24 protein-coding genes are annotated in these 26874 nt (G+C 68.4%); 5 read left to right on the top strand and 19 right to left on the bottom strand.

The genetic code is table 11. From position 1 onward, the window contains the following. Positions 1 to 31 precede the first annotated feature (31 nt). Entirely contained in the window at positions 32 to 787 is a 756-nt protein-coding gene (locus TPR58_RS03770; protein ID WP_346245280.1) for a DeoR/GlpR family DNA-binding transcription regulator, read from the top strand. 9 nt (positions 788 to 796) lie between these two features. On the opposite strand, the gene TPR58_RS03765 is transcribed toward TPR58_RS03770, so the two are convergent. Further along, the gene (locus tag TPR58_RS03765; protein WP_346245279.1) at positions 797 to 3313 is read right to left on the bottom strand and encodes a hypothetical protein; all 2517 of its coding nucleotides are present in this window, start codon (positions 3311 to 3313) and stop codon (positions 797 to 799) included. 151 nt (positions 3314 to 3464) lie between these two features. Here TPR58_RS03765 and TPR58_RS03760 point away from each other — a divergent pair, with 151 nt between their 5' ends. After that, positions 3465 to 4265, top strand: a complete 801-nt coding sequence (locus TPR58_RS03760) for a hypothetical protein (protein WP_346245278.1) — start codon at positions 3465 to 3467, stop codon at positions 4263 to 4265. 109 nt (positions 4266 to 4374) lie between these two features. On the opposite strand, the gene TPR58_RS03755 is transcribed toward TPR58_RS03760, so the two are convergent. From TPR58_RS03755 to TPR58_RS03670, 18 genes are all read right to left on the bottom strand, one after another. Next, positions 4375 to 5211, bottom strand: coding sequence for a MipA/OmpV family protein (locus TPR58_RS03755; RefSeq protein ID WP_346245277.1), 837 nt, complete (start codon positions 5209 to 5211; stop codon positions 4375 to 4377). Between the two features lie 138 nt (positions 5212 to 5349). Continuing rightward, positions 5350 to 5703, bottom strand: coding sequence for a hypothetical protein (locus tag TPR58_RS03750; RefSeq protein WP_346245276.1), 354 nt, complete (start codon positions 5701 to 5703; stop codon positions 5350 to 5352). A 95-nt stretch (positions 5704 to 5798) separates the two neighbouring features. Then, positions 5799 to 6698: a diacylglycerol/lipid kinase family protein gene (locus TPR58_RS03745; protein ID WP_346245275.1), complete on the bottom strand. Its 900-nt coding sequence runs from the start codon at positions 6696 to 6698 to the stop codon at positions 5799 to 5801. A 113-nt stretch (positions 6699 to 6811) separates the two neighbouring features. Continuing rightward, positions 6812 to 7498, bottom strand: a complete 687-nt coding sequence (locus tag TPR58_RS03740) for a hypothetical protein (protein ID WP_346245274.1) — start codon at positions 7496 to 7498, stop codon at positions 6812 to 6814. Positions 7499 to 7503: 5 nt separating this feature from the next. Next, entirely contained in the window at positions 7504 to 9396 is a 1893-nt protein-coding gene (locus tag TPR58_RS03735; RefSeq protein ID WP_346245273.1) for an XrtA/PEP-CTERM system amidotransferase, read from the bottom strand. A 110-nt stretch (positions 9397 to 9506) separates the two neighbouring features. Then, positions 9507 to 11048, bottom strand: coding sequence for an exosortase A (gene xrtA, locus TPR58_RS03730; RefSeq protein ID WP_346245272.1), 1542 nt, complete (start codon positions 11046 to 11048; stop codon positions 9507 to 9509). Continuing rightward, positions 11045 to 12250 (bottom strand): TIGR03087 family PEP-CTERM/XrtA system glycosyltransferase, encoded by a 1206-nt coding sequence (locus TPR58_RS03725; protein ID WP_346245271.1) that lies wholly within the window; start codon positions 12248 to 12250, stop codon positions 11045 to 11047. The genes xrtA and TPR58_RS03725 overlap by 4 nt, the downstream gene beginning before the upstream one ends. Beyond that, entirely contained in the window at positions 12250 to 13323 is a 1074-nt protein-coding gene (locus TPR58_RS03720; protein ID WP_346245270.1) for a FemAB family XrtA/PEP-CTERM system-associated protein, read from the bottom strand. Before TPR58_RS03720 ends, TPR58_RS03725 begins: the two co-directional genes overlap by 1 nt. Beyond that, on the bottom strand, positions 13320 to 14162 hold the full coding sequence (locus TPR58_RS03715; protein WP_346245636.1) for an XrtA system polysaccharide deacetylase: 843 nt from the start codon (positions 14160 to 14162) through the stop codon (positions 13320 to 13322). The genes TPR58_RS03720 and TPR58_RS03715 overlap by 4 nt, the downstream gene beginning before the upstream one ends. A gap of 7 nt (positions 14163 to 14169) precedes the next feature. Beyond that, entirely contained in the window at positions 14170 to 15501 is a 1332-nt protein-coding gene (locus tag TPR58_RS03710; RefSeq protein WP_346245269.1) for an AAA family ATPase, read from the bottom strand. Positions 15502 to 15521: 20 nt separating this feature from the next. Further along, a complete protein-coding gene (locus tag TPR58_RS03705; protein ID WP_346245268.1) occupies positions 15522 to 17138 on the bottom strand; it encodes a hypothetical protein in 1617 nt (538 codons plus the stop codon). Then, positions 17135 to 18091 (bottom strand): AAA family ATPase, encoded by a 957-nt coding sequence (locus TPR58_RS03700; RefSeq protein WP_346245267.1) that lies wholly within the window; start codon positions 18089 to 18091, stop codon positions 17135 to 17137. Before TPR58_RS03700 ends, TPR58_RS03705 begins: the two co-directional genes overlap by 4 nt. Positions 18092 to 18094: 3 nt before the next feature. Then, entirely contained in the window at positions 18095 to 19621 is a 1527-nt protein-coding gene (locus TPR58_RS03695) for an XrtA system polysaccharide chain length determinant (protein ID WP_346245266.1), read from the bottom strand. A gap of 10 nt (positions 19622 to 19631) precedes the next feature. Then, the gene (locus TPR58_RS03690) at positions 19632 to 20273 is read right to left on the bottom strand and encodes an XrtA/PEP-CTERM system exopolysaccharide export protein (RefSeq protein ID WP_346245265.1); all 642 of its coding nucleotides are present in this window, start codon (positions 20271 to 20273) and stop codon (positions 19632 to 19634) included. A gap of 264 nt (positions 20274 to 20537) precedes the next feature. Next, positions 20538 to 21014, bottom strand: a complete 477-nt coding sequence (locus tag TPR58_RS03685; RefSeq protein WP_346245264.1) for a PIN domain-containing protein — start codon at positions 21012 to 21014, stop codon at positions 20538 to 20540. 9 nt (positions 21015 to 21023) lie between these two features. Then, positions 21024 to 21296: a hypothetical protein gene (locus TPR58_RS03680; protein WP_346245263.1), complete on the bottom strand. Its 273-nt coding sequence runs from the start codon at positions 21294 to 21296 to the stop codon at positions 21024 to 21026. A gap of 988 nt (positions 21297 to 22284) precedes the next feature. Beyond that, entirely contained in the window at positions 22285 to 23499 is a 1215-nt protein-coding gene (locus TPR58_RS03675; RefSeq protein WP_346245262.1) for a pyridoxal-dependent decarboxylase, exosortase A system-associated, read from the bottom strand. Continuing rightward, positions 23496 to 25016 carry an acyl-CoA ligase (AMP-forming), exosortase A system-associated gene (locus TPR58_RS03670; RefSeq protein WP_346245261.1) on the bottom strand — a complete coding sequence of 507 codons (1521 nt, stop codon included), beginning with the start codon at positions 25014 to 25016 and terminating at the stop codon, positions 23496 to 23498. Before TPR58_RS03670 ends, TPR58_RS03675 begins: the two co-directional genes overlap by 4 nt. Before the next feature lie 73 nt (positions 25017 to 25089). On the opposite strand from TPR58_RS03670, the gene TPR58_RS03665 reads away from it, so the two are divergent. From TPR58_RS03665 to TPR58_RS03655, 3 genes are read left to right on the top strand one after another with little or no spacing between them, the layout of a single operon-like run. After that, a complete protein-coding gene (locus tag TPR58_RS03665; protein ID WP_346245260.1) occupies positions 25090 to 25362 on the top strand; it encodes an acyl carrier protein in 273 nt (90 codons plus the stop codon). Continuing rightward, positions 25359 to 26042: a hypothetical protein gene (locus TPR58_RS03660; RefSeq protein ID WP_346245258.1), complete on the top strand. Its 684-nt coding sequence runs from the start codon at positions 25359 to 25361 to the stop codon at positions 26040 to 26042. Before TPR58_RS03665 ends, TPR58_RS03660 begins: the two co-directional genes overlap by 4 nt. Then, positions 26030 to 26842, top strand: a complete 813-nt coding sequence (locus TPR58_RS03655; protein WP_346245256.1) for a hydrolase 1, exosortase A system-associated — start codon at positions 26030 to 26032, stop codon at positions 26840 to 26842. The genes TPR58_RS03660 and TPR58_RS03655 overlap by 13 nt, the downstream gene beginning before the upstream one ends. The last annotated feature ends 32 nt before the right edge of the window (positions 26843 to 26874 follow it).

Below are 26874 nucleotides of genomic sequence, written 5' to 3'. Positions count from 1 at the left end.
CAAGCAACATACCGCATCGAAAGGCCCATTTGTGCTGACGTCCGAGCGAAAGGCGCTGATCCGGCGGGTGCTGGAAGAGGAGGGACGGCTGGTGGCGAAGCCGTTCAGCCAGCGGCTGGGCGTGTCCGAGGATACGATCCGCCGCGATCTGCGCGAGCTTGCGCGCGACGGCGTGCTGCAGCGGGTGCATGGCGGTGCCCTGCCCGCGTCCCCGGCCCTGGCCGACTTTCCCACGCGGGCGCGGGCGGGATCGGCGGCGAAGCGCGCGCTCGGCCGTGCGGCGGCGCGGCTGATCAAGCCCGGGCAGATCGTCTTCATCGATGGCGGGACGACGAATGTTCAGCTTGCACGCCACCTTCCGCGTGAACTGAAGGCGCGCATCGTTACCCACAGCCCCACGATCGCGGTCGAACTGGCCGGCCATTCGGGAATCGAGGTGCAGCTGATCGGCGGCCGCCTGTTCAGTCACTCGGTCGTTGCCGTGGGTGCGGAGGCGGCTGAGGCGATCTCGCGCATTCGCGTCGACAGCTTTTTCCTGGGCGCGACCGGCCTGCACGTCGAACTGGGCGTGACGACGGGCGACGCCGAGGAGGCGGCGATCAAGCGCCTGATCGCGCGGCAGGCGGCAGAGACGATCCTTCTGGCGACGCGCGACAAGATCGGTGCAGCCTCGCCCTATGCGATCCTGCCGCTGGGCGAGATCGCGACGCTGGTGACCGAAGCGGGGGTGCCCGACGACATGCTCGGCCCGTTTCGCGCCGCCGGAGTGACCATCCTCACGTCCTGAACCCTGGCCTCAGAACAGCCGCCGCAGCGACAGCGTCACCGTGCGCCCGACCGGTTCGAGATAATCGCGCTGGAAGCGGTTGGGGGTCAGGCCGTTGCCGTCGGTCACACGCTGACGCGCGTCGGTCGCATTGTCGATATCGAGGCCCAGGCGCAGCTTGCGCGCCCATTTCCGGTCCTTCAGCACCTGGCCCAGACCGACATAGGCGCCCAGGTTCAGCTTGAAGAGCGACGAGAAGCGCAGGTTGCCGGCAGGATCGTCGCTGAGGATCCGGTTGGGCGCCTGGTACCAGGCGTTGAAGGTCAGCCCCATGCCGCGATGGTTGATCCCGCCATAGGCATAGCCGTAGAAGCGCGGCATCCCCCAGCCGCGCACCGTGTCGCCGGCCAGCAGGTCGAGCTCGGGCGTGTCCGGGCGCAGTTTCAGCCGGTCGCTGAACTTCAGGCTGGGGCCGATGCCGCCATAATAGGTCGAGGACCGGGGCGGCTGGCCCGCCGCCGCCGGCGCCTTTGCGAACTGGCCGGTGGCGTTGACCGTCAGGTTCAGCGTCCGCACCTCCTCGACGTCGAAATTGATCGGCTGATAGACGACCGAGGTCAGCCGCCCGCCGGCGTCGCGGACGAACAGGTCGGGCAGGATCGCCTCGGTCCGGGGCGTGATCGCCTGGACGGTGCCGGTCTGGTCGCGGATCGTCGTCGCCTCGTAGGTCGCGTTGATCCGCCATTCGCGCTTGGCGAAGGGCTTCAGCGACAGGGTGAACGAGCGGACGAGGCGGCGCTCCGCCAGCAGATCGGGATTGCCGCCAGTGATCAGGGTCGTGATCTCGGTGCGGCCCGTTCCGAAATCGAAGACCGGGACGTTTGGCACCCGGGTGATCGGCGTCGATTGCTGGGCCATGTCGGGCGCGGTGGCGCTTCGGCGCAGCGCCGCGATGACCTGGACACCCGTGACCGGTCCCCACGACAGCCCGAAAACGCTGTCGTCGAGGCTGCCGAAACCGCCGACATGGCGGACGTTGAGCGAGGCATTGACCGACAGGTCGCCGATGAAGGACAGTATATTCTCGCGCCGCGAGGTAAGCGGCACGTCGATCGCCAGCCCGCCCTCGACCCGGGTCCGCGCCAGCGCGAGGTCGGACGGGAACTGGCCGCGCAGCGACGAGACCGCGCTGTCGCGCGAGACCTCCGCCGTGGCGGTGACGGTTACCTTGCCCGCAGGCAGCCGGATCGGAGCATTGGTGGCGACTGCCTTCGCGCCGGTGGTCCGCGTCCGCTGGACGATGCGGTCGACCAGCAGCGGCGCCAGTTCGGGCGTCAGCGGGGCGAAAGGGTCGGCACCCGCCGCGATCGCCGCATTGGCCGCGGTCACGTCGACGCCGCGCTCGACGACGCCGGCGGTCCGCTTCTGATCGAAATTCGCGGTCACGTCCCAGCGCCAGCCGGCGATCGCGCCGCGCAGCAGCGCCCCCGCGTTGAGATCGGTGACGGTCTGCCGCTGATCGAGCGCCCCCGCCTCGATCAGATAGCGGTTGAGCACCACCGGTCCGCCGAACGGCGAATAGGGATTGGTCGCCGGGATCAGCAGCCGCACCCCGGCCGGGCCGCCGAGCGAACGGTCGCGGCTGTGCCCGGCGGACAGGCTGATCGATCCGGACAGGGTTTCGCCGATGCGATCGGCAATGACCATATCGGCCTTGATCGCCTCGGTACCCGGCGCCAGCGTGCGATAGGGACCAGGGTCGAACAGCCGCGGACGATTGCCCGACGCGGCATAGGCGAGCAGCGAGTCGCGATCGGCGGGCGCGACGGGCACCGGCGCGATGGTCACCGCCTGCCCGGCCGCTGCCGACAGCGCCGGATCGATTTCGCCGCCGCCGACGCCGGTGATGTTGCCGATCGCATCGAACGGGACATCGGGATCGGGCAGGATCGTGCGATCGGACTGAAGCAGTGCATCGACCCGGCGCAGTTCCAGCCCCAGCGTCAGGCGCGCGCCTTGGTTCAGCCGGGTCAGCCCGATATTGGCCTTTTGCATCGTCGTCCCGCCGCGGGTGGCGGTGCCGGCGCTCGCCTTCACCTCGACCTGGCGGAAGCGCGCCTTCGTGATGAAATTGACGAGGCGCCGGGTCGGCGGGAAGCCGAATTTCAGCGCCGCCTGCTCGGGCATGACCTCGACCTTCTCGATCGCCTCGGGCGGCAGCGAGGCGATCTCCGAATAGCCGGACACGCGCTGGGCGTTCAGCAGAAGGATGGGTTCGGCGCCGTCCGCGCCCTGGGTCGAGCCGCGGATCGCCTGGAGCAGTTCGGGAACGGTCGTCGCGCCGGTCGCGGCGACGGCAGCCGCGTCGAACTCGGCCAGCGGCGGCAGGTCGGTCACCGCCGATCCGCGCTGGCCGATCACGACGATGTCGGAATGAGGCTGTCCGTCGCCCGACGGGTCGGGCGCAACCGGATCGGGACCAGGCGCCTGCTGCGCGGCCGCCGGAGCGGCCAGACAGACCAGCAGGCAGACCGCCGAAGCGCTCATCGCCAATCCAGCGCGTCCTCGCCTTCGCAGGAGCCGCAACACCATCCCCCCAACGTGACGCGTCGCCCTTGGGATAGACGGCGCGGCGCGTTTTGACGAGACGCGATCGATCCGTTTCGCAACCGAAGGCCTCGCCGGGGGTTGAACCCGCATGGCAACCGTTCAGGATCGTTCCCAGCCCGTATCGGCGCTGAGCCGTGCCGCCCCGTTGCTGTGCGCGATCGTCCAGATCCTGATCCCGCTCCTGCCGCTGGCCGGGATCGGCCAGCCGATCGGCGACCAGTCCGACGGCGCGCGTACGCTGATCACGCCGGCGGGTTGGGCTTTCTCGATCTGGGGCGCGCTCTACACGGGGACGCTGGTCTTCGCGGTCTATCAGGCGCTGCCGGCGCGGCGCGACGATGCCCTGCTGAAATGGGTCCGATGGCCGGCGGCCGGCGCGTTCCTCGGCAACGGGCTGTGGGCGCTTTATACCCAGAGCCTGGGACTGGGCTCGGCGTCGGTGGCGATCATCCTGTTCACGCTGCTGTGCCTGCTCCACTGTTTCCGGGTGTTCGCGAACTGGGCGGTGCCATTCACCGGCGGAGAACGATGGTGCGTGGTCCTGCCGCTCAGCGCGCTGGCGAGCTGGCTGACGGTCGCGTCGATCGTCAACATCGCCGCGACGCTGCGCTATTACGGGATCGAAGGCGACGGCGCCGCGCCGCTGATTGCCGCGGCGGTGCTGGTCGTGGCGGGAATCATCGTGGCGGCGGCGCTGATATCCGCGCGCGGCAACCCGCCCTATGCGATCGTCTTCCTCTGGGCGCTGGCGGCAATTTATGCCGCGAGCGGACGGGCGGAGCCGATGGTGGCGGGCGGCGCGGGGATCGCGGCGATCCTGGCGATCGGCGCAACGCTGATCGGCCTGCAGCGCGGTGGCGGGCGGCACTGGTTCGGAACTGCGCGTTAGGGGGCCGCCGCAGTCGCGTTTGCTGGCGACTGTCGCCGCCGCCCGTCGTGGCGTTCAGAACCTTGCTTCCGCGAGCTGCCGACCGGCAGACACCCGCAGACGGGGCTTCCTACAGACCGAAGCGGAAGCCGTAGCCGATGCCCAGCGTGAACTGCGTCGCCTGGCCGCGCTCGCGGATCAGCAGGGAGTCGGCGGCGGGGCCGGCGAGCCGTTCCAGGCTGGTGAACAGCGTGATCGCGCTGCGGCGGTCCAGCGGGCGGACGACCGTTCCGCCGACACCCCAGGACAGCAGGCCGCCATCGGCATCGTAGCGATCGAGCCCGGTGCGCGCGGACTGGCCGGCGTCGATGCCGAAATAGGTCTGCATGAAGTCGCCGGTCGCCGCGGTCGCGCGCGGGCCGGCGGACAGGATCGCGCGTCCGACACGGGCGCGATAGGTCGCCGACACATCGGCGATCGCGCCCCTATGCCCGCCAAAGCCCTGGCGCAGTTCGGCCCTCAGTCGGATCCGGTCGCGCGGGCCGAAGGTTTTCTCGGCGAAGCCGCCCGCCTCTCCTGCCGCCTTGACATTGCCCATGCCGAGCAGCGCGTCGCTGCCCCCCGTGATGAGAAAGGGCGAGCCGCCATTGCGCTCGTTGCGACCGAAGCGGAGCTTGACCAGCGGACCGACCCGCCAGCCATCGGCGCGGATGGCGTTCCAGCCGATCCCCTCCGGAACCGATGCGAAGAGGACATCGCGATAGGCGATGCGCAGGTCAGGGAAGATCGACAGCGAGACCTGCTTCGACCCCTGCCATGCCGGAGTCAGGACCGGCGCCGCGCCGATCGTGACGCTCCAGCCGTCGCCCCCTGCCGGCCGGGCGCGTTCGGGCGGCGGCTCGAGCGGCGGATCCTGGGCATAGGCTGGCGCCGCCATCAGCATCGTCATCGCCGCAATCCGCATCATGCTCTCCCTTGCCGTCGATCAGTGCCGTGGCCGGGGCCCGATGGCAATCGAGGATGGGTCAACCATCGACCGCGGCGATCGCTTCCACGACGGGGTCAGGAGTCCAATGGTTGACGGGCACTGCATTCGACCGGTCGCTCAGGGGCGGGGGCTGCATTTGCCTTGGGCGACCAGCTTCGCGCGATACTGGCGTCCGGTCCGCTCACGCCAGGCATCGGCTACCGCCCGGCCGTCCGCCTTCAGCCGCCGGGCATATTCGGCCTCCATCGCGCGACGCTCCGGGCCAGGCCCGGAATCGGCGAGGCACCGGCGGGAGATCGATCGCGATCGCGTCTCTCCGCGCGCAATGTCGCCCGACAGCTTGTTCGCGGTCACGCCGGTGGCGGTCTGGCCCATCGGCGTCGTATCGACCGGGGCGTATTGGGCGGCAGCCGGGACGCTGAACAGCGCGAGCGCCAGGCCGGCCGATCCCGGCAGAAATAATGATCTCATCGGCAGTCCTCTCGTTGCCCGGGCACCCGGATTCGGCCGGGCTCCAGGATGCCAACGGCGGCGGGCCGCCAAGGGTTCAATCCCGGCGAGTCCTTTCAGACTGTGTCGGCGGGGACCGCGACCTGGACCGCACCTGCGGCAACCCTTGCGCGGATGGGTGTCTGCGCAAGCACCTCGCCGTCGATCGAGACGCGCTGGTTCGGCCGCGTCTTCAGGGTGAAGTCGCGGCCGCGGAACTCGCGGGTCCGCGCATCGCGGTCGCGCAGGCGGAAGAATTTGGCGTACCAGTCGAGCCCGAGCTTCACCCGGCTCTTCCCGGTGACGACCTGGATCAGCAGTTCTCCGCTGTCGATCGCGGCGTCGCCCGACAGCTCGACGCCGCCATGATGGGTGCCGTTGAGAATGCGGACCTCGGTCGCCCAGAGTTTCTCGCTTTCCTCGCCGCATTCCAGGGTCAGGCGGAACGGACGGAAATTCGCCGAGCTCTTTACCGCCCATAGCAGATAGCCCGCCCTGCCCAGCCAGCGCTTCAGCCCGGCCGGGATGGTGTCGCCGATGATCGGGGACAGGCCCAGCGAGGCACCGTTCACGAAATAATCGTCATCGATCATGCCGAGATCGACCCGGCGACGCACCCCATTGGCGATGGCGTCGATCGCGCCGTCCAGTTCGAGCGGCAGGCCCAGGGTCCGGGCGAAGCTGTTCGCGGTGCCGAGCGGCAGGACGCCGAAGACGCAGTCGGTCCCGACCAGCGCGTCGACGGTGCTGGCCAGCGAGCCATCGCCGCCGCCGACGATCACCATCGGCGCACCGCTGCGCACCGCACCGCGCACCGTGTCCTCCATCCGGTCGGGATCCTCGACCGGATGTGCGGCGATCAGCGTGACCCCGGCCTGTTTCAGTTTACGCTCGGCATCGGCGAACAGCGCCTCGCCCTTGCGCGAATGCGCGTTGACCACGAGGACGGCTTCGCGCGGGAGCGGTTGAGCTGGCATGCGCCCATAACTCGCCACGAAGACAGTGGCTCCGCGACCGTTACGGATTCGTTTCGGCCGGTCGCGCCGCTACCGGTCGGCGACCTTGACGGGGTTCGGCCGCAGTGTGCCGGTCATTCCGGCTCGCCGTCCTTCTCGCGGGGTTCGACGCGACGAAAGTCCATGCTGCCCTCGGGACGGTGCAGGATCAGCTTGCCCGCCTGAAACTCGACTTCGGCGCCGGTGAAATCCGCCACGCCGAAGTCGTTGGGGGTCAGCGAGAAGATGGCGGTCGTGCCCGGCTTGGGGTCGAGCGGGAGGCGTTCCGACCGGAGGCGATAGGATGGCATGCTGAACGTCACGAAGCGGGGGCTGCGGTTTTCGTCCGCCGGAACGGTCCAGGGGACGCCCGGGGTGTAGGTGTCGAGCGGATCGCCGCTGTCGAACTCGACCAGCATGTCGACGCCGGGCATGTCGACGCCCCTCGGGGTGAGCACCCGGATCGAGAAGGGCTTGCCGGGATCGGCGTCGATCCGCGTCGCCGTGATCGTGGGCGGCACCGGTCGCGGATCGCTGGTCAGGCGGATGCGGTTGCCCTCAGCCTGCCACCGTCCCTTTGCGCTCTCGTCGAGCGAGCCGACCGTCAGGGCATATTCGAAGCTGCCATCGGGATTGAGGCGCAAGCCGGCGATCATCTCGCGCTCCGAATGGACATAGTCGCCCGCAGGCGAGACGGCCGTCCCCGCCCCAGGCGTCGCTTCCTGCGCCTGGGCAGCGACGGACAGCAGGGCGAACAGCGGCGCGAGCAGGGGTTTCATCATGGTTTTCATCCAAACAGGCGCGCCAGGCTGCGCTCGAGCATCAGCAACTGCCACAGGGTGCGGCCATGATCGGCCCGGCCGGCGCGATGATCGGCGGCCAGGGTAGCGATGACCGGCATGTCGAACCAGCCGGTACCGCCCAGCACCCGCGATCGGGCAAGCCGCGCCGCCTCGTCCGCCAGCGCGGTGCGGAACCAGGCGCTGACCGGAGTCACGAAGCCCATCTTGGGCCGGTAGAGAATGTCACGGGGCAGCCAGGGCGCCATCGCCTTTTTGAGCAGCCATTTGCCCTGCCCGCCCCGGATGCGCAGCGACGACGGCAGCGTGGCGGCGAACTGGACGAGGCGGTGGTCGAGCAGGGGCTCGCGCGCCTCGAGGCCCACCGCCATGCTGGTGCGGTCGACCTTGGTCAGGATGTCGCCGGGCAGATAATGCTTGATGTCGGCATATTGCGCGCGGTCGAGCCCGTCGCGCGCGGGTGCGGTGCGCATTGTGTCGGTATAGCGCTGCTCGGCATTATGCCCCGCCAGCGCCTTGACCGCGCCGCGGCTGTAGAGGCGGTTCCGCAACTCCGGGCCGGTGACGCCCACCGCCTTGGGATAGGCATATTCGCCGCCTTCGGCCAGCGCGAGCAGCGTCGTCCTGGCGCGGAACGGGCGCGGCGCCCAGTCGGCCTTGGGGTAGTGACGGCCAAGCGTGCCGAAGATCCCGGCGCGCAGCCGTTCGGGGAGCAGGCCGCGCATCCGCTCCTCGGCGGCGAAGAAGCGGAAGCGGCGATAGCCGGCGAAGGCCTCGTCGGCGCCGTCGCCCGACAACGCCACGGTCACCGTCTCGCGCGCCAGCTCGCACACCCGGTAGGTGGCGAGCGCCGAGGCATCGGCAAAGGGTTCGTCGAACGCGTCGACCAGCGTGTCGATCAGCGCGAAATCGTCGGCTGCGACCGTCCGGCTGCGATGCTGGGTGGCGAAGCGGTCCGCGATCGCGCGGGCATGGGCGGTCTCGTCATGGTCGGCGACGTCGAACCCGATGGTGCAGGTCTTGACCGCGGCGCGGCTGGCCTCCGCCATCAGCGCCACGACCGCCGAACTGTCCACCCCGCCCGACAGGAACGCGCCGAGCGGCACGTCGGCGATCATGCGCGAGCGCACTGCCTCGCGCAGGCGATCGACCAGCTCGGCCTCCAGGTCCCGGGGCTTGGCGGTCGCGCGCTGCGAGAAGTCGATGTCCCACCATTGCACCGGACGCGGCATGGGCTTGCCGCGCTCGACGAGCAGGAAATGGCCCGCAGGAAGCTTGGAGACGCCCGCCAGGATCGAGCTGTCGTCGGGGATATAGCCGAGGCCGAGATAATCCTCGACCGCGCGGACGTCGGCGGTGCGGCGGAACGAGGGATGCGCGAGCAGCCCCTTGAGTTCGGAGGCGAAGGCGATCGCACCGTCGGACAGCTGGGTATAATGGAGCGGCTTCACCCCGAACCGGTCGCGGGCGAGGAACAGGCTGCGCGTCGCGGCATCGTAGAGCGCGAAGGCGAACATGCCGTTCAGCCGCCCCAGCAGGTCCGGGCCCCAGGCGCGCCAGCCATGGAGCAGGATCTCGGTATCGCTGTTGGTCAGGAACCGAGCGCCGAGCGCCTGGAGCTCGACCCGGATCTCCTGGAAATTATAGATCTCGCCATTGTAGCTGACGACGATCTCGCCATCCTGACTGGCCATCGGCTGGGCACCGCCGCCCAGGTCGATGATCGAGAGGCGGCGATGGCCGAGGCCGATGCCCGGGCCGGTCCACACGCCCGATCCGTCGGGGCCGCGATGGGCCATGGCATCGGCCATCTGGACGATGCGCGCGGGGTCCACCGGCTTGGGCGTTTTCGGGTAGAAAAGGCCCGCGATCCCGCACATCAGTGCGCTCTCCTCATGCGATCAGGATTGACGGCGCCCCGCGCGCCGCGCTCCGAATATCGGGAGAAGCGCTCGCGCGCTACCTCGCCGCGCGGCGAAATTCGCACCGGTCAGCGCGTGCCGGCGATGCGATCGGCCAGCCGGTCGATCGGACCGGCGGCGCGGACGAAGTCGGCGATCGCCCCGCGGGCGTCGCGGTCGGGGCCTGCCGGGGCGGAGACGAGCAGCCCCACGGCGCGCGGATTGCCACCGAACAGGCGGGTGCGCAGCGTCTCCAGCTTCACCCGGCCGGGACTGGCGGTGACGCGGCCACCGACACGGTACCAGGTGACGACCTGACGCTCGACCGGGCCGGGCGCGGTCATCCTCAGCGATGCGCCGCCGGCCAGGTCGGGCAGATCCTCGATCCGCACCCAGCGGTCGTTCTGGCGGATCGCACCGATGCCGAAGCCGACAAGTTCCCTGCCCTCCTGCTGACGGTCATACACCGCGACCGCAAGATCGACCGTGCGGCCGGACTCGTCGACATAACGGCCGGTGAGCAACTGGTCGGCACCGGGATAGTTCGGGGTCCAGGCGGCGGGGCCGGTGTCCAGCGGGGCGCGGTGCCAGCCGGGGATGTCGGGCAGGCTGACAGGGGCGGATGGCAGTACAGTGCGTCCCGCGATCGCGCCCGACCAGGCGAGGAAGGCCGCGGCCATGGCAAGCGCCAGAAGTGCGGCGACGGGCGCGTCGATCCGGCGGCGCGGGGCGGCCTGTACCATGGCGGGGTCGAACCAGCGCGCATCGGGGTCGCGATCGAACCAGCGCCAGCCGATCGCAAGCACCGCCACCATCACCAGTCCGAAGAACACCCAGCCATAGACGATATGGTCATAACCGGTGGCCTGTTCGACCGAGGTCCACCAAGCAGCGTAGATGGTGCCGAAGGCGCGGACGCCGTTGGCGATCACCGGCACCACCAGCGCCATCGCCAGGAAGGCCGCGCGGCGCCACCACGAGACATAGCAGACATTGGCGACCAGCACGCCATAGGCGATCATCGCAATGAGGAACTTGGCGCCCGAACAGGCCTCGGCAACCTCGAAATAGCCGTTGGAGGTGGTGATCAGCACCCCGTCAACGCTGGCGGGCACCCCGAACAGGTGGAGCAGCGGCATCACCATCGCGACGGTCAGCCGCTGGAGCGGTTCCTCGAACATGTCGCCGAACGGCACCAGGAAAGCGAGATAGGCGAGCGGGAACAGCAGCGCGCGCGTGACATTGGGGCCAAGCACCGCGACCACCGCGCCCTGCAGCATCAGCACCAGCCCGCCATGGCGGAACAGCGCGACCCCGGCGGCGTCGCCGACGACCCAGCCGAGCCCGCCCGCGGCTACCAGCGCCAGTCCGGGCCACCAGCCCTGCGGCGCGACCCGGGCCAGCCCCTGACGCCGCTGCCACACCAGCCAGGCGACGACGGGCGCGATGAACAGGCAGTGGCCGTAGGTGGTGTTGGTCCAGTAGATCTCCGCCAGGTCGCGGGCATCGCCGCGGAACATCAGCAACAGCGCGAACCAGGTGGCCGCAAGCAGTGCCGCGTGCAGCCGCCAGCGGGCGTCGAATATCGGCGCTACGGGGCGCGCAGCGAGCGGAGCGGCGAGCGTGCTCATGCCGCGGCCCGCGGCGCGTTAGGCGCGATACCGAGGATCGCGTCGAGATCGGCCAGTCGCGCAGGCCAGGCATAGCGCGCCTGCACCTGTCGCCGCGCAGCCGCACCCAGTTCGGCCGCGCGCGCGGGATCGGCGAGCAGCGAAGCCGCGGCCTCCGCCAGCGCCGCTTCGGACTCGCCCACTGCGATCGTGCCGCCATGGTCGATCCCCTGCGCCGCCGCGACCGAGGCGACCACCGGACGCGCCATCGCCATGCCCTCGAGCACCTTGTTCTGGATCCCGCGCGCCAGCCTGAGCGGCGCGACGACCACCGACGCGGCGGCCAGCCAGCCGCGGACATCGGGCACCTCCCCGGTCACGAGCACGCCGGGGCGTTTCGCCAGCGCACGGACCGCGTCGCCGGGGTTGCGGCCGACGATCGCGAAGCGGGCGCCGGGATGCGCATGGCGAATGCGCGGCAGGATCGCCTCGGCGAACCAGGCAACGCCCTCGGCGTTCGGGCGATAGTCCATCTGGCCGGTGAAGACGATCAGCGGGCCGTCACGATCGACCGGTGCGAACCGCGCCGCGGGATCATAATGGTCGGTGTCGATGCCGTTCTCGATCACGCATACGCGATCGGCGCCGGTCCGGGCGCGGAACAGCGCGGCCTCGTCCCGGCTGACGAACAGGCTGGCATCGGCGCGCCGGGCCACCGCGCCTTCGAACCGCTGGAGCAGGCGCGCCTCGCGGCGCAGCATCCAGCGCATCGGTCCCCGGGCGGCATCGGCATAGGCGGCGAACTTGGCCGAATCCATGTCGACGAAATCCATGACCAGCTTCGCCCGGATGTCCGCCGGCAGATACTGCGCCATCTGGCTGGAAAAGACGTAGATCGTGTCGATCGGGTTGCGCGACAGTGCGGCGGAAACGGCATCGCGCATCCGCCGGTCGTCGAACGCGGCGAGCGAGACCGGGCGGCGCGTCAGCAGCGCGCGCGCGGCGGCACGCGCCTGCGTGCCCGAGCGCCACAGCACCGTCCGGCTGGCGCTGTGGTGCGACAGCGCCTCGTCATGCGCCAGGTCGCCCTCGACATCGGCGAAGGCGAGCAGATGCACCCGCGCCCTGGCCGACAGGTGCCGCAGCAGGTGGAACCCGCGGATCTTGTCACCCCGGTCGGGCGGATAGGGAATGCGGTGCGCCAGGAACAGGATGTCGCCCATCAGCCGAGCCCGCGCGCGATGACCGGCCCGGCCAGATTGGCCGCCCAGAGCGGCAGCTTCTTCCACAGCGCGATCTTAAGCCGATATTTCGGGTTGAGCGGGCTGGCGTCGCGGACCGCCGCCCCATCGGCCACCCGGTCGTAATAGGTCAGCGGCTGCGGCTCGAACCCCCAGCTGCGCTTGTACGCCGCCGGGCCGGTTCCGGTCTTCGACCGGCCGAAATCGAAGCCGGTGCAGCCGCGCGCACGGGCATGGCGCATCAGCTCGAAATAGAGCCGGTCGTTCGCGCGCAAGCCCCGTGCCGCCCCGGTGCCGCCGCCCCAATAGGGATAGACCCTGCCCTTCCAGTAGAGGCTGAGCACGCTCGACACCGGCACGCCGCGATGCCGCACCGTCAGGATGTCCGCATCGGTTCCGAACAGGTCCAGTACGCTGTCGAACAGCCGGCGGGGAAAGACGGGCGTGCCCAGGTTGCGGACCATCTCCGAATAGACGCGGTAATGCGCCGCCGCCGCCGCGCGGTCGCGGCCGACCTGGATCTCGAAATCGCCGGCCAGCGCCTTGCGCACTTCGGCCCGCTGCTTGCGCGGGATGGCGGCAAGCTCGGCGGCGTCGTCGGGCGCCAGCGGCTTCACGAATCCCTGGTAGCGGCAATCCTCGATCGTCCAGTCGGCGCCGGGATGCGCGCCCCCGCGAAGCTCGACGCCGGGGCAGCCCAGCCGCTGCGCCAGCGACCAGCACGCCTCGGCAAGCGCCGTCACCGCCGCCGGACGATCGGCGAGGATCCCGCCGCCGACGCCGAAGCCGGCCGAGGCAAGGACCTTGCCGAACAATGGCGAGCTGCATTCGGTGAGCGGCAGCACGCCGGCCAGCGTGCCGTCACCCTGCCCCGCGACCAGATAATGGCTGGTCTGTCCGCAACCGCGGGCGACCGCCATGCTCCAGGCCGGAAGGTGGAACGGCGTCCCGGCCTCGTGCGCCAGAACATAGGCCTCGATACGCGACCGTTCGTCCGGGTCGGACAGGTTGGCGACCCGCACGCCCACAAGTTGCGGGGACGGCGCGGCGTTCACGACAGGCGCGCCGCTTCGCAGGCGACGATCGCGTCCATCCGGCCCCAGTCATGGCGCGCGATCAGCCGTTCGAGCTTGCCCGCCATCGCGTCCAGCCGGGCATAATGGCGCAGTCGCGACTTGAGCGGCGCAGCGGCGACGCGAGGCTGATCGGGATCGATTTCCCAGGGATGGAAATAGAAGACGGCCGGCCGCGCCCGGGCATTGGCGCGCTCGATCGCGCCGCGGGTCACGGACGCGGGAAGCAACCGGAAGAAACCGCCGCCGGTCGTCACCTGCCGGCCGAACACCGAGGTGATGGTGATCGGCAGCTCGACCAGGTCCGATCCCGCAACCGGGCGAAACGCCGTGCGCGGGGCGTCGGCCCAGCCATAATGGTCGTGGCGGATCGGCGCGACGCTGGAGGAATAGGCATAGCCCTGCTCCGCCAGCACGACATGTGCCCAGGGGGTCCGCCGGTCGATCGAGAAGCTGGGCGCGCGATACCCGGTGACGGCCGCGCCGCCGGCATCCTCGATCGCCGCGCGGGCGCGGGCGAGGTCGTCGCGAAACGCCTCTGGCGTCATGGTAAAGACGCGGCGATGGTCCCAGCCGTGACTGGCGATCTCGTGCCCGCGCGCGACGATGCGCCGGATCAGTGCAGGATAGCGCTGCGCCACCCAGCCCAGGGTGAAGAAGGTCGCCTTGACCCCGCCCCGCTCGAACAGGTCGAGCACACGGTCGCTGTTCGCCTCGACGCGATGCTCGAGTCCGTCCCAGTCGCGCCGGTCGATCACCGTTTCGAAGGCGCCGACCTGGAACCAGTCCTCGACATCGACCGAGAGCGCGTTGACCACCATCGGATCGTCAGCCGACCGCGTCGTGCAGCGCGGAGAGATCGGGACGCGACCCCGGGCGATCGTCATTCTCGACCCAGTCGACCAGCAGCGACAGGACGCGGCGCAAGGCTGCTTCCTGCTGCTTCACCTGCGCCTCGAGCGCGGCAATGCGCACCATCGGATCGTCCGAAAGCACCACGTGCAGCGGCTCGACCGGATCGGCAACGGGCGCCGGCGAAGGCGCAGGCTCGGGCTCGGGCTCGGGCTGGGGCTCGGGCTGGGGCTCGGGCTGGGGCACAGGAACCGCCGCCTTCGGCATCGCGGTGTCGCGCAGGATCGAACGCCGCGCCTCGACCACCGCCGAGATTTCCGCCGCCAGCGGCGCAAGTTCGATCAGGTCATAGGGTTCGTCATCCACCACGGCCGGCGCGACGGACGCGACTGGTGCGACGGACGCTACCGGTGCGGCAGACGCGACCGGCGCGGCAGACACCACCGGTGCGGCGGGCTGCGGCGCGACCGGCGGGGCCGGACGATAGCTGGGACGCGGCGTGTCCTGATCCAGATCGGCGATCACCGCCGCCAGCGCATCCGCGCCGAACGTCTCGATCCGCTCGACCGCGCCGTACAGCAGCACGCGACCGGCAAGCTGGTTGATCCGCCGCGGATTGCCGCCCGACCAGAGATGCATCGCCGCCAGCGCGTCGCCGGTGAAGCGCGGCGTGCCGGTCCACCCGACACAGGACAGGCGATGCAGCATGTACGGCTCGACCTCGTCTGCCGCCATCGGGTCGAGCTGATGCATGGCGATGACCCGCTGGCGCAGCTGTTCGAGCCGCGCATCCTGCAGCGTGTCGCGAAATTCGGGCTGACCCAGCAGGAAGATCTGAAGCAGCGCATAGCCACCCGCCTGGAAATTGGAGAGCATGCGAAGCTCCTCCAGCGTCTCGAACGCGAGCGCCTGCGCTTCGTCGATGATCAGCAGCGTGCGCTTGCCGTCACGCGCCACGCCGTGCAGGCCGCGCTCGATCGACGACAACAGGCTTGCCTTGTCCAGCCCGCCCGCATCGACGCCCAGCCCCGACGCGACCATCCGCAGCAGGTCGTCGGGACGCAACTGGCTCGACACGATCTTGATCGCATTCATCCGCTCGCGGTCGATCTGGCCCAGCAGATGCCCCATCAGCGTCGTCTTGCCCGCGCCCGGATCGCCGGTGATGACCACGAAGCCCTCGCCCTGGCTCAGCCCATAGCCGAGATAGGCCATCGCCTTGCGATGCGTGGCGGTGTCGAACCAGAACAGCGGATCCGGAGTCAGCTGGAACGGCCGGCCGCTCAATCCATAATGGTCGTCATACATATGCTTGTCTGCCTCGACCCTTAGAAACCGTATCTCAGACCGATCAGCGCCTGCGCCGACAGCGCATCCTGACCCGCCTGACCCTGGAACCCGGAAATGCCCGCCGCCAGCGTGCCCGTCAGGCGGCCGAAGCGATGCGTGTAGACCGCGTTCGCCCCCCAGCCGAGGATCGGGTCGACTGCGACGTCGCTCTCGACATAATTGACATAGGCATTGCCGCCCAGCGAGCCGTTGGGACCGACCTGCTGCGATGCGAACAGCTGCGCGAAATAGGTCTCGTCAGCGGTCCCGCTGAGGCTGATCCCGTTGCCGAGGCCCGCGCCGGGCGTGAGATAGCTGCGTCGGGCATAGCCGGCACCGAGCCCGTAGGTCGTGCCGCCACGGCCGAGCACCAGGACGCCGGTGACGCCGCGCGCCCGGTAATTGCCGGTCGTGGCCGAACTCAGCGCGCCCGTCAGGCAGCTTCCCGCCGCATTGCCCGCCGACCCGAAGACGCAGCTGCTGGTCTGGTTGCCGAACGGGTCATTGCCGGTGACGAAGCCGTTCGGCAGCGTCGCCAGCCCGCCATTGAGCTGCCGCCCATAGCTTTCGATCGCGTCATAGATGCCGATCTGGATGCCGCTGGACGGTCCGATCTGGTAGCTAAGCGAGCCGATGACGCTCATCGAGCCATAGCGCCGGCCGACCCGCGCCTCCAGCGTGGTGCGGCTGCTGGGCCGCCAGAGGACGCCCGCGTCCCAGAAGATCCCGTCGAAATCATAGGCGATGCGGCGCGGCGATGCCGGGTCGGTCACCTGGCGCCCGGCGCCGTCGACCACGGGCACCGGATCGGGCCCGGGCGTCAGCAGCGGGTCGCGCTGGCTGATCTCGATCTTTTCATAGCCGACGCCGGCAGTCAGCGCGAGGCCGCGCGCGACCGGCAGGACCACGTCACCGCGGCCGAACTTGCCCTCGAACCGCTGGTCCAGCTGACCGGCATCCTCGCGCGTATAGCTGCCGCTGACGGTCACGCCGATCGGGAGCACGGTGCCCGCCTTCACGCCGGTGCTGAGCGTCGCGACATGAACCCGGGAATCATCGTACAGGTCCAGCGGCGGCGTCCCACCCGGCAGGCCGACGCCATCGGTCGGCGCCTCGACCTTGGTATAGCCGAAGCGATAGGCACCGTTGACGAACAATGGCCCGACATGGGTGGCCAGCGACGGGCCGACATAGGCCGAATAGACCTGGCTGATGTTGCGGGTGTTGTAGACCGGATTGACCGCCACCTCGCCGCGCACGTCGCTGCGCGCGCGGGTCGCCAGCGCCCCGGCCTCCATCGTCAGGCCCGGCGCAACCACTACTCGCGCATTGGCGAGGCCGGTGTGGATCGAGTCGTCGCCGACCCGCTTGTCATAGGAAAATCGATGTTCGTAGCGATAGCTGGCCTGCACCTGCACCCGGCGGGTCTGGACCGTCGCGTCGATACCCGCCGCGACGGTGCTGTAGGTCAGCACCTCCCCGCCATCGCCCAGATCGGCGGTCACGACCTGACCCACCTCGATATAGGGATCGACGGTCGTGCGCTGGGCCATGGCCGGTTGCGCCGCGCCGGCGCCGACCAGGACGACCGCCGCACAGAGTCCCGATCGGGTCACTTGCCCGCCTCCCCATAATAGCTTCCGAACCGGCGACCGCCGGGCTGGAAGGAAACCGAATTGAGCACCAGCTGGATGTGATCGCAGCCGTCGAGCATCGCGACCGCTTCGCGCAGGTCGGATTCGCTGGTCTTGTCCGCGCGCACCACCAGCATCACCTGACCGGCGTGCGTCGCCAGCACGCCGGCAGGCGACGCCGCCAACGCGGGCGGGGAATCGAGGATCACGATCCGCCGCGGATCGGCCGCCGCCAGCGCCTCGAGGACATGGCGGGCCCGGTCCGAGGCGATCAGTTCGGTGTCGCCATGCGTCTTCGTGCCCGCCGGCAGGACGGAAAGCTGCGGAATGTCGGTGTCGACGATGCAGCGCTCGACATCGTCGATCGCGCCCGCGAGCGCGTCGAGCAGGCCCGGCCCCTGGGGAATCCCCAGCCGGTCGAGAATGTCCGGCTTGGCGAAATCGGCATCGACCAGCAGGATCTCGACATCGCGCTCGGCCGCCATCGAAAGCGCCAGGTTGATCGCACAGAAGGTCTTGCCGTCATTGGCCTGGGCCGAGCAGACCAGGATCATCCGCGCCCGCCGGCCATCGCCGCCCGCCACCGCACGCGCCGTCAGCAGCAGCTGGCGCTTCACCAGGCGAAACTCCTCCGCCAGCGCGGTCACCGGGCCACCGGGTACCAGCATGCCGCCCGCCGCCAGCAGATCCCGATCGACCGCCGCGAAACGACGCGCCGATACGCCGGCGGGCAGCGGCGCGACGCGCTCGGTCGGCGGAACGGGCACTGCCACGGGCGCGACCACCGGCACCGGTTCAGGCGCGCGCGCTACGCTCGACGCCGCAACCTCCTCGACCGCCGGCACTCGCAGAGTGGGTGCCGCGCCGAAGGCGAATTGTTCGGCCGCGCGTTCCAGCAGGGATCCGCGCAGGCGGTCGGGCGTGTGATCGTTCATCGCTCAGGCCCCCATGCCGCGCTGGATCATCTCGGCGCCCAGCAGTCCGACCCAGGCAACGCCGAGCGCGGCCAAGCCGCCGGCGAACAGCTTCAGCCTGCGCCGGCGCAGCGCGACCTGGACCTCGTCCAGCACCTCGCCGATCGACCCGATCACCGGCATGCCGCTGGCACGTTCCAGCCGGCCCGCCGTCGAATAGGTGGTGTTCAGCTGGCCCAGCGCGAATGCGGCTGCCACCCCTGCACCCAGGCCGGCGATGAGCACGCCGGTCAGCAACAGGGTGCGGTTCGGCGCCGTCGGGGCACGCGGCTGGGTCGGCGGGTCGATGACGCTGAACTTGACCGCATCGGTCTCGTTCTGGACCGAGCTGCGGATGCGCACCTGCTCGCGGTCGCTCAGCAGCTTGTCATACTGGTCCTTGAGCACCTGATAGTCGCGTTCGATCTGCGACTGCTCGGCGGCGGCGGCGGGATTGTCGGTCATCGCCGACTGGAGCTTGGCCAGGTCGCCCTGGATCGCCGACTTGCGCTGCGACAGCGCCGCGACCTGGGTCATCTTGTCGGCGCGCATCGCCTGCAGGCTCATATAGAGCGGATTGCCCGCGGCCGCGGCAGCCGCGCCGCCGACCATCGGCTCGCCGCGCGCGGCGGACTGCGCCGCGGCAAGCTGGCTGCGCAGCGCGATCACGTCGGGGTGATTTTCGGTATAGCCCTTGGCACGGGCATCGCTCAGCTGTCCCTGCACCGCCGCCAATCGCGCGCGGGCCGGACCATAGGAGGCGACAGCCCCGCCGCCGCCGCCCGGGGCACTGGCCGGGGTGCCCGCCATCTGGGCGTTGATCGTGGTCAGCGCGCTCTGTGCCGCCGCCAGGTCGCCATCGACCTGGGCCAGTTGCTGGCGCGCCTGGCCGACCCGGTCGTTGATCGATCCCGTGCCGGGCAGCGTGCCGAGATAGCGCGCCTGGAAGTCGTTCCGCTTGGCATCGGCGTCCTGCAACGCCTTTTGCCGCGCATCGATCTGCTGGTCGAGGAAGCGCAGCGACTGGCTGGTCTGGTCGCGCGAGCCGGCGAGATTGTCCTCGACGAACAGGTCGATCAGCTTCTGCGCGATCTGGCGTGCCAGCTTGCCGCTGGCGGCGGTGATGCTGATCTCGAACAGATTGTCCTGCTGGGCGGTGATCTTGATCATCAGCTGAAGCGCCGCGATCCGATCGGCAAGGTCGCGGTCGGTCTGGACGGTGGCCGCCAGATCGGTGCCGCGCACCACCTTTTCCAGATTGACCGCGGAGGTCAGCGTCTGGCGAACCCGGTCGATGTCGCGCTGTTGCTCGGCCTGGGTCGCGGCATTCTCGGTCGGCAGGATCTGGCGCAGCTGGACGAACACGCGCGCGCGGCTCTCATAGCTGCTGGGCATCTGCGAGACGACCAGCCAGCCCGCCAGGCAGGCCACCCAGGCGACCGCGAGCGCGATCCAGCGCCGCATCCAGACCGCGTGGATCGCGGCACGGATTTCCTCGAAGATGCTGCCCACCGTTCAGCGCTCAGAAGATGCTCTGCGGGATGATGATGACGTCACCCGGCTCGAGCTTCACATTTGCCGAGGTGTCGCCATTCTTCAGCAGGTCGGACAGGCGGACGCCATATTCGACCTGGCGCCCGCCCTTGCGGTCGACCCGCACCAGCCGCGACCGGTTGCCCGCGGCGAACTCGTTGAGCCCACCGACCGCGATCATCGCATCGAGGATCGTCATGTTGGCGCGATAGGGAATCGAGGCTGGCTTCTCGGTGGCGCCGACGACGCGGATTTGCTGGCTGTAGGTGCCCGAGAAATTCTCGACGATGACCGAGACGATCGGGTCCTTGATATATTCGCCCAGCGCATAGCGCATGTCGTCGGCCAGCATCGCCGGGGTCTTGCCGACCGCCGGCATGTCGCTGATCAGAGGGGTGGTGATACGGCCGTCGGGGCGCACCTGGACCTTGGCCGACAGGTCGGGATTGCGCCAGACGAAGATCTGGAGCTGGTCCATCGGGCCGATGACATAGTCCTCGCTCGGCGCCTCGCGCCCGGCGACGAACGACGCGGCGGGCAGCTGCGGACGCCCTCCGCCCGAACAGCCGGCCAGGAGGACCGCCGCCAGAGCCGGCGCCGCGATGAACGATTTCGAACGAAACACACGCATGATCGAGCTCCCTTCCGGCCGGGGACTCGCATGATCGACGTCTCGACCATCTCCCCACCGGATTGGAGCGACCTATGGAAGCAGAGAGGTAAATTTTGCGTTAGGGAGAATTGGCGGGTTACCGCGATTGTCCACGGTTCTCTCGTAAAGATCGCCCACTTTGTGGCAACCCGTCGCTGACGCAGAGCAGGTTGCCCAGTTCGACAGCATTGGTGAGAGACTCCAGATCCCGTATGGCATGGCTCGTCATCAGTCGTGCTCGTCTCAAATATCCACGCCTAATTTAATCGAGCCGTCTCGCAGATGACTGAAATTGATAACTTTTGAGCTACGCTTGCCAGCCGCTAGATACAGGTCCAGATCTGCCGAAAGCAGCACTCCATCTGTAGCCAGCATAGCTAGTATCACACTGTCAGTAACACCAAGTCTATCAAATTCAGGATAATTCACGCATTGAATTACCGGAATATGCAATTCAACAATTTGGTCAAGCATCGCACCCAATCGCGCCGTCAAACGGGATTTCAAAGGTTCCGGCGCCAGCCTTAGCAAGCTACTAGATTCCGCAAGTATCTGAGGACACACTACTATCCGATCGAACCGAGAGATAAGATCGATCAAAAGAGAGTACGCCTCATCGTCGTAAGCCTGTAGCCGTTTATGATTTGGAACCCTTCCACCGCCTTCCGCCCCGGCAACTAGAAGGCAGAGCAAATTGGTGTCGAGGATCGCTGTTCTCAATTGAGTCGATCATCCCTGAATGATGCGGTTTTTTATACCAATCGCTAAGCCAGATCCATTATCGATGGAGACTGTCTTGAAGGTTCTAGGTGCCGCCCGATCCCCGAGTAATCCTCCGATCACAGGGCGATCCCAATCGCGAGAGAATCCAACAGTCACCATCCAGAGATTGCCATCTGCAATATACTCAATTTCTTCGAGACCAATATTATGGATTCCCTCCTCAGAGAAAACATCTGCAACATATTCTTTGGCTACGCGAATTGCTTCTCTGGCGATCATCCGATTCTCCCACTGCAAGATATGCATCAGTCGCTATCGAGATCAAGCGCTGCCAACTCAAGGCACTCACAATAAAGAAACTGGCTGAAATTTTCGTACGCGCGTTGCGGGAATGCCACCCCACACCTCCAACTGTCACCACGCCCCTCGCCTCGCAGGCCCCTCCCTCTTTCTTGATTAGAACAACCGCTTCCTTATCCTCGTCTCGGTCTCGCCACTTCCGCGCGCTGTCAGGTCGGATGACGATGGCCTTGCCCAGCGCGCCCAAACGCGCTCAAAGAAGTGAAGACGGTAAGCGCGAACTCGTAGCCGGATGCCTAGTCGAGCGGACAGAACGCGGCGAGGCCGGAGGGGTTGATCCGCGCGATAGCACTGCGAGGGCTGTTGGTTGCTCACGCCATGGGCGCGCTTCGGCGGTTAATTCACTGACCCATTTACCTGCTTTCAGCTGAATGGCGCGAGCGGTCGATGTGGCTACCTATGCGTCGATGAAAATCGAAAACGTCAACGTTTTGGCCATAACTGCTATGGTTGCCGTCAGCGTGTTCCTCACTCGGGAACTGCTAGAAGCATATCGGCGATTTATGGAAGTTGCCGAAGCTTCGGGCTATGCGCGAAATGCTTGCCAATGGATGTGTGATAAATCACTTTACGAATTTGCGCATTCAGCCCCGGTTAGAATCGATTAGAAATTTATTAGAGAATGATTGCATCATAAAGATCGAGATACCTACATTTGGGATGAGGAGGTTAGCAACGATCGGAGAACCGTTAAAGAAAACGCGAATTAGATAAGTTAAAGCTGTGCGTCCAGATTAGGCTACGTACCGTTGGACATCGATTGGCAAGCAGCCATATCAGAGCGTCGTCCTATCCGATAACTTACCACCGACATAGTTCTGAGCGCATCGGCGACCTCGCTGGAGCAGGGTAAAATCTGCCACCTCAGATGAGTATTGCGTTAGCACTGTGCCCGAGCAACGGGTCATCATGACCCGATCAGCAGCTCGCGTGCCGGAGCATGGCCGAGAAAGGCCGAGGGGCTGGCGGTCGGGCCATAGGCGCCCGAGGCGAAGATCGCGATGACGTCACCCACCTGCGCAGTCGGCAGCGCGACCTTGTCGGCCAGCCGGTCGAGCGGGGTACACAGCGGGCCGACGATCGTCGCGACCTCGTCCACCGGCGCATCCCTCCGGCTCGCCACCGCAACGGGATAGTTGCGGCGCACCACCGTGCCGAAATTGCCCGAGGCGGCGAGATGGTGGTTGAGGCCGCCGTCCACGATCAGGAAGGTCTCGCCACCGCTTTCCTTGCGATCGATCACGCGCGTCAGATAGACGCCCGCCTCGCCCACCAGCCAGCGGCCGAGCTCGATCGCGAAGCGGCTGCCAGCGAGGGCAGCGTCGCGCCGGTCGAGTTGTTCTCCCAGAGCCTGGCCGATCGCCTCGACATCCACCGGCGTATCGCCGGCGAAATAGGGAATGCCGAAGCCGCCGCCCAGATTGACGAGGGGCGGACCGGCGCCGATCGCCTCCGCCAGCCGGGCGGCCAGGCCAAGCGTCTGCGCCTGGGTCTCCGCGATCGCGGCGGTATCGAGCGACTGCGAGCCAGCGAAGATGTGGAAGCCGCGCCAGTCGGCCCCCGCCGCGATCAGCTGCTTCACCAGGGCGGGCACCCGAGCCGCATCGATGCCGAACGGCGAAGCGCGCCCGCCCATCCTCATGCCCGATCCGCGCAGTTCGAAGTCGGGATTGACCCGCACCGCCAGCCGGGGGCGGATCGCCAGGCGATCGGCGATGGCCAGCGCCCGCGCGGCCTCCCCCTCCGACTCGAGGTTCAGCGTCACGCCCGCGCGGATCGCCGCATCCAGTTCCTCGTCGCGCTTGCCCGGGCCGGCGAAGCTGATCCGGTCCGGCGCCATGACGCCGAGCGCCCTGCCCAGCTCGCCGACCGAGGCGATGTCGAACCCATCGACCAGTGGCGCCGCCGCCGCCAGCAGATCGGGCAGCGGATTGGCCTTGATCGCGTAGTGAAGATCGACCCCGGCGGGCAAGGCAGCGCGCAGCCGGGCGATGCGCGCCGCGACGATCGCAAGGTCATAGACGAACAGCGGCGTTCCCCCCGCCCGCTCGATCCAGGCTTCGACCGGTAGCTGTTGCGCGAATTCGGGGGGGATGGGCCCACTGGGCTTGGCCGTCGTCATGATCCGTGTCCTTGGCCGATCTCCGCCTTCAGCGCGCTGCGGTCCAGCTTGCCATTGGCGTTGCGCGGCAGGGCGTCGCGCCAGTCATAATGCGACGGTTGCATGAAGCCGGGCAGCTCCCGGCGCAGCCGCTCGCGCAGCGCGGCCTCGGTCGCCACGGCATCGGCATCGGCCGCGCGGGCGACGACCAGGATCGACTGGCCGAGCCGGTCGTCCGGAATTCCGAATGCAGCCGCCTCCGATACCTCCCCGCCGGAGAGCACCGCCTCCTCGATCTCGGTCGGGCTGATGCGGTTGCCCGCCGACTTGATCATCTCGTCGTCGCGGCCGACGAAGCGCAGCAGCCCGTCCGGCGCGACGACGACCGTATCGCCCGACCAGACCGCCATTCCGCCGCTCTCGGCAAAGCCGGGCGCGGGGCGAAAGCGCTGCGCGGTACGCTCGGGGTCCTGCCAATAGCCCTGCGCGACCAGCGGCCCGGCATGGACCAGTTCGCCGGGCTCGTCCGGCGCTGCCCGGCTGCCGTCGGGGCGGACGACCATGATCTCGGCAAAGGGGATCGCCCGCCCGATCGAGTCGGGATGGTCGTCGACCAGCTCGGGATCGAGATAGGTCGACCGGAACGCCTCGGTCAGCCCGTACATCGGGTAGAGGCGCGCCCGGGGAAAGCGCTCGCGCAGTGCGCGGACCAGGCGGGGGGTCAGCGCGCCGCCCGAATTGGTCAGGCGTCGGAGGCGGTTCGCACCCACGCCCCAGTCGGCGTCGAGCAGCTGCACCCAGAGCGGCGGCACCCCGGCCAAGGTCGTCGCCTCGAACCGGTCGACCGCCTTCACCACGTCGCGCGCGGTCAGATAGTCGAGCGGGATCACGCACCCGCCGGCATGCCAGGTCGAGAACAGCTGATTCTGGCCATAGTCGAAGCTGAGCGGCAGGACGGCGAGAACCCGATCTTCAGGTCCGATCCGGAGATAATGGGACACGCTGACAGCGCCGAGCCACAAATTGGCATGGCTCAGCATCACGCCCTTGGGCCGGCCGGTCGATCCAGACGTGTACAGGATAGCGGCCAGATCGTCGGGATCGGCAGAGGACGGAGCGAGCGCTTCGTCCGACCGCGCCGCTGCCTCCTCATGAACCTGCGTCGTCGCGGGCACGTCGCCCGGCTCGAGTGCTGCGATCCGGCCGGCCTGGGTGAGCAGCAGCCGGGCGCCGGAATCGGCGAGGATATGCGCGACCTGCTGGCGCTTGAGCACGGGGTTGATCGGGACATGCACCAGCCCGGCGCGCGGGGCGGCCAGTGGCATCAGGCAGGCGGTGCGCGTCTTGGGCAGCCAGCTGGCGACGCGGTCGCCGGGGTTCAGCCCCTGCGCCTTCAGCCAACAGGCCAGCCGACCGACCTCCATCTCCAGCTCGGTGAAGCTCAGCGTGCCCGCCCGGTCCCGAAGCGCGATCGCGGCCGGATCGCCGCACAGCGGGAGCCTGTCGATCGGCCGGGGCGTCGGGTCGGGTCGGGTCATGCGCGCGACCATAGTCTTGGCATCCCCGCCGCCAACCCTTAACGGGGGCAAAAAACGCATCAGGGGGTAGACCGTGCAACCCGACGGGATCGCAGAAGTCGAGAATACCGTGCGCGCCGTATTGCGCGACGTGCTGGGGATCAGTGCCGAGCGGGTGGCCGCGTTCACCGAGGCGACGCCGCTGTTCGGCGCGCTGCCCGAACTCGATTCGATGGCGGTCGCCGGCGTGCTGACCGAACTCGAAGATCGGCTGGCCATCCTGATCGAGGATGACGAGGTCGATGGCGAGATGCTGGAGAGCTTCGGTTCGCTCACCCGGTTCGCGGCGGCAAAAGCGCTCAAATGATCGCGAGCTACGACTGGGCCGGCGGACGGGAGGCGATGCTTCGCTTCGGTCCGGCGGAGGGCCCGGTCGTGGTTGCGGCGCTTCCCCTGTTCGAGGAAGCAAACCGGACGCGGGCGTTCGTCGTGGCGATCCTGCGCGCACTTGCCGGTCGCGGCATCGCCGGCGCCCTGCCCGACCTGCCCGGCACCGGCGAGAGCCTGGTCGAGACGCGCGACATGACGCTGCCCGCCCTGCGCGAGGCGTTTGCGGCGGCGGTGACGCGAGTCCGCGACGAGCGGCGCGCGCCCTGGGTCATCGCCGTGCGCAGCGGGGCATTGGTGGAGACGCTGGCAGATGCGGCCGGGCGCTGGCATCTGGCGCCGCAGACCGGCGAGGAGCTGCTGCGCGAGCTGACGCGGATCCGCCAGGCCGCCGCCCGGGAGGCGGGCGTGATGGCGCCTGAAGACGCGTTCGTCGGGATCGCCGGGAACCTGGTGTCGAGGACGCTGCTCGACGACTTGGCATCGGCGCATCCGCAGCCAGGCGCGCGCGCGGTGCGGCTGGACGGGGATCCGCGCGAGGCCGATCTTCGGCTGCCGGGCAGCCCCTTGTGGCGGCGGGCCGAACCCGGCACCGATCCAGCGCTGGCCGCGCGGCTGGCCGACGACATCGCATCCTGGATCCGGCGATGCGACGGCTGATCGGCTTTCCCTGCGGGAACGAAACCCTGGTCGGGACGATCGACGAGGCGGCGGGCAGCACCGGGCTGCTGATCGTCTCGGGCGGCAACGAGATCCGCAGCGGCGCGCATCGCGGCATGGCGCTGCTGGCGGCGCGCGTCGCCGCCGAGCTTGGCGCGCCGGTGCTGCGCTACGACCGGCGCGGCGTGGGCGATTCGACCGGGCTGAATTCGGGATATGAGGGCAGCGGGCCGGACATTGCCGCTGCTGCGGCGACGTTTCGGACGGAAGTCCCACAGCTGACCCGCATCCTGGCCTTCGGCAATTGCGATGCCGCGACGGCGCTGGCACTGTTTCATGAGCACGCGGGGATCGACGCGCTGTTGCTAGCCAACCCCTGGGTAACGGAGGAACACGACGCGCTTCCTCCTGCCGCGGCGATCCGGGCACGCTATGCCGAGCGGGTGAAGGACCCGCGGCAATGGGCTCGGCTGTTTCGCGGAGAGGTAGATTTCAGCAAGCTATTTCGAGGCTTGTCCAAGATCACGGAGACGCGATCTCAACACGGCACCGATGTCTCGGAGCGGTTGGCGACCGCGATGGCGGACGCCGAAATCCCGGTGACCATCCTGACCGCGGCGCGGGACAACACGGCCGTCGCGTTTCGCGAGGCCTGGGAAACGCCGACCTTTGCCCCCGCGCGTGAGCGGGCGAAGATCACCGCACGAGACACGGCCAGCCACAGCTTTGCCGGGGAGGAGGACAAAGCGTGGCTGTTCGCGAAGATCGACCAGGCGCTAAGCGACCTGAACAGGCGCTAGTCGGCTCGCAAGATCAGGATAATAGCCTGATT

Source organism: Sphingomonas rustica, from assembly GCF_039652585.1.
In the GTDB taxonomy this organism is placed as follows: Bacteria; Pseudomonadota; Alphaproteobacteria; order Sphingomonadales; family Sphingomonadaceae; genus Sphingomonas; species Sphingomonas rustica.
This window is presented reverse-complemented; position numbering and strand designations above follow the sequence as displayed.